Below are 4,725 nucleotides of genomic sequence, written 5' to 3'. Positions count from 1 at the left end.
CCCACAATCGCGGCGGTTCTAAACGTCTTACCGGTCACGCGGTTACTCATCAGTCCACTCTACGCAGGTACTCAATGGACGTGAGATTAGGGCGTTAAGGTAAAGAGTGATTTAAATGCGAAGCAATTTGCTCAAATCGTTCAATGGGGGATTCAGGAGTCGGTAGGGTTAAGGAGATCGCGACCCTCAATCGCTCCTCGCTACCGCTCGGATCGGCGGTGCTGTCGCATCGCATACCCCTCATCCGGCCTTCGGCCACCTCGCGGCGAGGGCTTCGCCCTTGTCCGCTGACCTCAAGGGGAGAAGTCGATCGCCTCAAGCATCTCAGTGAAGCCCCCGTGCGGGAGACCAACCCCGGCATCTCAGTCGGGACTCCCTTCTCCCCTTGAGGGAGAAGGTGGCGCGTAGCGCCGGATGAGGGGTATCGCATCGCTTACGATGCGCGCTTGGAGCGTTTGCGACGAGCGAAGCCGCCTAGAGCCCCAGCTTCCCGTCCAACTGGCCGACCATCTCGTAATGCGTGTGCTGTAGCATCAGCGGTGTCACCGTGATGGCATTGCCGTGCATGGCCAGGCGGAAGTCGTGTTCTTCATTGAGCGGCTTCGGCGTTTCAGGAATGGCGATGAAGAATTTCCCGGCATTGTCGCTCGGATAATACGCCATCGGCGAGCGGGCAAAGCGCTGGAACGGCACGACGCGAATGCCGGCCACATCCTCGGGGGCGCAGAACGGGATGTTGACGTTGAAATAGACTTCGCCGCGCCCCGTCACCTCGCTCAGCAACTGGCTCACCACCCGCGCCGCATAGGTGCGCGAATTGGTCCAGTCGATCTCGGTGCCCCGCTCATAGTCGACGCCCTGGCTGATGCCGATGCCCAGCGCGCCGTGCAACGCACCCTCGCGCGCCCCCGCCACCGTGCCGGAACAGTTGAGGATGTCGCCCAGGTTCTGCCCGTTATTGATGCCCGAGAGCACCAGGTCGGGCTTCTTGTCTTTGCAGATATGGGTCATCCCGGCGACCACGCAGTCCGCCGGCGAGCCGCCGACGATCGAGAAAACCCGGTCCTCGCGCCGATCTACCCCGAGCTCGCGCCCGAAGGTGAAACGGTGCGCGGCACCCGACTGGTTGCCATCGGGCGCCACCACCCAGACGTCGTCGCTCAGCGTCAATGCAATCTCGCGCATCACCGCGATGCCCGGGGCGTCGACACCGTCATCGTTGGTGATGAGGATTCTCACGCGATTCTTGCTCAAGATTTGGCGCCGATCGATTTGAGACCCTTCATATAGGGCTGCAGCACTTCGGGGATGGCAATCGAGCCATCTTCCTGCTGGCAGTTCTCCATCACCGCGATCAGCGCCCGGCCGACCGCAACACCCGAACCGTTCAGCGTATGAACGTGCCGGATCTTGCCATCCTTGCCCTTCACCCGCGCATCCATGCGGCGCGCCTGGAAATCCCCGCACACCGACACCGATGAGATTTCGCGATAGGTGTCCTGCCCCGGCAGCCAGGCCTCAATGTCGTAGGTCTTCTGCGCCCCAAAGCCCATGTCGCCGGTCGACAGCATCATCACCCGGTAGTGGATGCCCAGTTGCTTCAGCACGTCCTCAGCGTCCGACAGCATCTTTTCATGCTCGTCGCCCGAGGCCTCCGGCATGGTGATCGCCACCATCTCGACCTTGTTGAACTGGTGCTGGCGCAGCATGCCGCGCGTATCGCGTCCAGCCGACCCGGCCTCCGAGCGGAAGCACGGGGTGAGCGCGGTGAGCCGCAGCGGCAGCTCGTCTTCGGCAAGGATACTCTCCCGCACGAAGTTGGTCAGCGGCACTTCCGCCGTCGGGATCAGCGCCAGTCGGCCTTCGCCGTGCGGGGTGAAGAACAGGTCATCGGCGAACTTCGGCAGCTGGTTGGTCCCATAGAGCGCGTCGTCCTTCACCAGCAGCGGCGGCTGTACCTCGGTGTAGCCGTGCTGGTCGACATGCAGGTCGAGCATGAACTGGCCGATCGAACGCTCGAGCCGCGCCAAGTGGCTCTTCAGGACGACGAAGCGGCTGCCGCTGATCTTTGCGGCGACCTCGAAATCCATCTCACCCAGCGCTTCGCCGGTCTCGAAGTGCTCCTTCGGCCTGTAGCTGAAGCTCGGCTTTGCCGGTCGAACCTTGGCCGCCGTTGCCGGCGAGCCGTTGAGCCCGAAATATTCCTTGTTGTCGGCCTCGTCGGCACCGCGTGGCACCTCATCGAGCGGCAAGTTCGGGATCACCAGCAACGCATTGCGCAAGCCCTCTTCGGCTTCCTTGCGGGCCGCTTCGCCGGCCTGGATCGCGTGCTTCAGCGTCGCGACTTCGGCCATCAGCGCGTTGGCTTTCGCCTCATCCTTTTGCGCCTTGGCCTGGCCGATCAGCTTCGACATGGCGTTGCGCCTGGCCTGCGCCTCTTCGACCGCCGCGATGGCGCTGCGGCGAGATTCGTCCATGGCAATCAGCTCGGAGGCCTTGAACGGCACGTTCTTGCGCTCGCTGAGCGCAGCATCGAACGCGGCGGGATTGGCTTTGATCCAGTTGATATCGAGCATGGAGAGACCTGCGGCGGGAGAAGGGCTCTGCTTTAACGGATTGGAGGTTGGTTGCAAGTCCCGACGGTGCGCACGACCTGGAGCGCGTTTCGCGACCCAGCTGCGGCGGGGAACTGGCAGGGCTCTGACGCGCCTACCCACCGATGTAGATGGGGGCAATTGCAGTGGATCAGTTCGCCCACTGCGAAGCGTTCAACTCGCCGGTGAAATGCCCTACTCAGACTTCTCGCCGTCCGTTGCAGCAGCCGCTTCGGCGGCCAGCGTCGCGGCGCGCCGCTTCTCGATCCAGCGGACCGAGAGGATAGAAATCTCGTAGAGCAGGTACATCGGCAGCGCGAGGCCGATCTGCGAGATCGGATCGGGTGGGGTGATGAAGGCGGCGAACACCAGGATGCCGACGATAGCGTAGCGGCGCCCCTTCTTCAGCGTTGCCGAGGAGACGAGGTCGATCTGCGCCAGGAGCGTCAGAACCACCGGCAGCTGAAAGCAGATGCCGAAGGCGAGGATCAGCGTCATTGCGAGGCCAAGGTACTCCGAGACCTTCACCAGCATGGTGATCTCGGTGGTCTCCATGGCGTGGAAGAAGCGCATGGCGAGCGGCAGCACGGCGAAATACACCATCGCCGCCCCGAGCACGAAGAATACCGGCGTTGCCACCAGGTACGGGATGAACGCCTTGCGCTCCTTCTTGTAGAGGCCCGGCGCGACGAACCCGTAGACCTCGGTGGCGAGATACGGGAAGCCCAGGAACAGCGCGCCGAAGAAGGCGAGGCTCAGCTGGGTGAAGAAGAACTCCTGCGGCGCGGTGTAGATAAGCTCCACCGGCGCCGGCGCCACCGCCTCGCGGTAGGGCTGCACCAGCACGTCGAAGATCGTGCTGGCAAAGAAGAAACAGGTGATCAGGAGGCCAAAGAGCACCAACAGCGAGCGGATCAGCCGCTTGCGCAACTCGATCAGATGGTCGAGCAGCGGCGCTTCGCTGCCGGCGAGCTCATCCTGCTCAACGGCGGCGGCATCCTTGGGGGCTTCGAGCTTGGTCTGTTCGGCCATGGTCACGGCTTCTTGGCGGCAGCAGCCGGCTTTTTGGCAGCGGGTTTCTTGGCAGCAGGTTTTTTGGCGACGGCCTCAACGGCCTCGGCCTTCCCTGCACTGGCCGGAGTGGCCCTGGCGGCCGGCTTCGCAGCAACGCTGCTGGTAGCTGGCTTGGCCGCCTTGACGGCGGCCTGCTTTGCTGGCGCAGATTTGGCCGGCGCAATCGCTTCAACCGGAGCAGGCGAGTCGATCGGCTTTTTCGTTTTCGGCGCAGCTTTCTTTGCCGGAGCAATATCGGCAGTCGCGACCTTGCCGTCGGCCGGCGCCTTGATCTTTGCCGGACGCGCGGCCTTCACCGGCGCCTTGGGCGTCTCGGCCGGCTGGGCGATCGGCGTCATCACCGGTGCCGCGGCCGCGGCGGCGGGAGTGGCGATGCCGGCGGCGGCCTTGATCTCGTCGACGACGCTCTCGACCTTGGGGTCGGCCGGTTTGAGCACACCCGAAGGCTGCACCTGCCCGCCGGCGGTCGTGGTGTTGAATTCCTTGCGGATTGCATCAGCAGTCGCCTTGAGCGGCTGCGTCACCGACTGGCGGAGATTGGTGATCTCGTTGAGCCCCGTAGTCTTGTTCAGCTCACGCTGAAAATCCGAGCCCATGCGCCGGATTGTGCCGGCAACCTTGCCGATCCGATGCATGAGAGCAGGAAGCTCTTTGGGTCCGATGAAAATCAGGGCGACGACCCCGATCACCAGCATTTCGGTCCAGCCGACGCCGAGCATAGTTATGGCTCCTGGGAGCGGCCGTCAGACGATCAGGCGTCCTTGGCCTTTTCGGTCTCGCGGGTCGGTTCGACCGTGGTCGAGGCGTCGATCTGCGCAGCAGGCTTCTGCTCTTCGTCGCGCATGCCCTTCTGGAAGGACTTAATGCCGGAGGCAACCTCGCCCATCATTCCCGCGATCTTGCCGCGTCCGAACAACAGGATCACCACGATGGCGACGACGATGATGCCCCAAATCCCTGGCGCGTGCATATGGATGGTCTCCGAAAGAATGCTCTACGCTTACACTAGCGCAGAGAAATAGGTTCAATCCTTGGCGAACACAAGGACGTGTTCCGG

General features: G+C 63.2%; 5 protein-coding genes. All 5 read right to left on the bottom strand.

Features of this window, described 5'->3' with window-relative positions; all coding sequences use genetic code 11:
• Nucleotides 1-474: 474 nt before the first annotated feature.
• Nucleotides 475-1,239, bottom strand: a complete 765-nt coding sequence (surE, locus tag VGV07_RS06675; RefSeq protein WP_326867910.1) for a 5'/3'-nucleotidase SurE — start codon at nucleotides 1,237-1,239, stop codon at nucleotides 475-477.
• 11 nt (nucleotides 1,240-1,250) lie between these two features.
• Nucleotides 1,251-2,576 carry a serine--tRNA ligase gene (gene serS, locus VGV07_RS06670; RefSeq protein ID WP_326867909.1) on the bottom strand — a complete coding sequence of 442 codons (1,326 nt, stop codon included), beginning with the start codon at nucleotides 2,574-2,576 and terminating at the stop codon, nucleotides 1,251-1,253.
• Nucleotides 2,577-2,789: 213 nt separating this feature from the next.
• Nucleotides 2,790-3,626: a twin-arginine translocase subunit TatC gene (gene tatC / locus VGV07_RS06665; protein WP_326867908.1), complete on the bottom strand. Its 837-nt coding sequence runs from the start codon at nucleotides 3,624-3,626 to the stop codon at nucleotides 2,790-2,792.
• A gap of 2 nt (nucleotides 3,627-3,628) precedes the next feature.
• A complete protein-coding gene (tatB, locus tag VGV07_RS06660; protein WP_326867907.1) occupies nucleotides 3,629-4,387 on the bottom strand; it encodes a Sec-independent protein translocase protein TatB in 759 nt (252 codons plus the stop codon).
• A 32-nt stretch (nucleotides 4,388-4,419) separates the two neighbouring features.
• Entirely contained in the window at nucleotides 4,420-4,638 is a 219-nt protein-coding gene (gene tatA, locus VGV07_RS06655; RefSeq protein ID WP_326867906.1) for a twin-arginine translocase TatA/TatE family subunit, read from the bottom strand.
• Nucleotides 4,639-4,725 lie beyond the last annotated feature (87 nt).

This window comes from Devosia sp., from assembly GCF_035944845.1.
In the GTDB taxonomy this organism is placed as follows: Bacteria; Pseudomonadota; Alphaproteobacteria; order Rhizobiales; family Devosiaceae; genus Devosia_A.
The sequence above is the reverse complement of the archived record's forward strand: the minus strand, read 5'-3'. Positions and strand labels throughout refer to the sequence as shown.

Coding starts and splice junctions, on each gene's coding strand:
- serS (WP_326867909.1), bottom strand. CDS start 2,576: ATGCTCGATATCAACTGGATCAAAGCCAATCCCGCCGCGTTCGATGCT.
- tatC (WP_326867908.1), bottom strand. CDS start 3,626: ATGGCCGAACAGACCAAGCTCGAAGCCCCCAAGGATGCCGCCGCCGTT.
- tatB (WP_326867907.1), bottom strand. CDS start 4,387: ATGCTCGGCGTCGGCTGGACCGAAATGCTGGTGATCGGGGTCGTCGCC.
- tatA (WP_326867906.1), bottom strand. CDS start 4,638: ATGCACGCGCCAGGGATTTGGGGCATCATCGTCGTCGCCATCGTGGTG.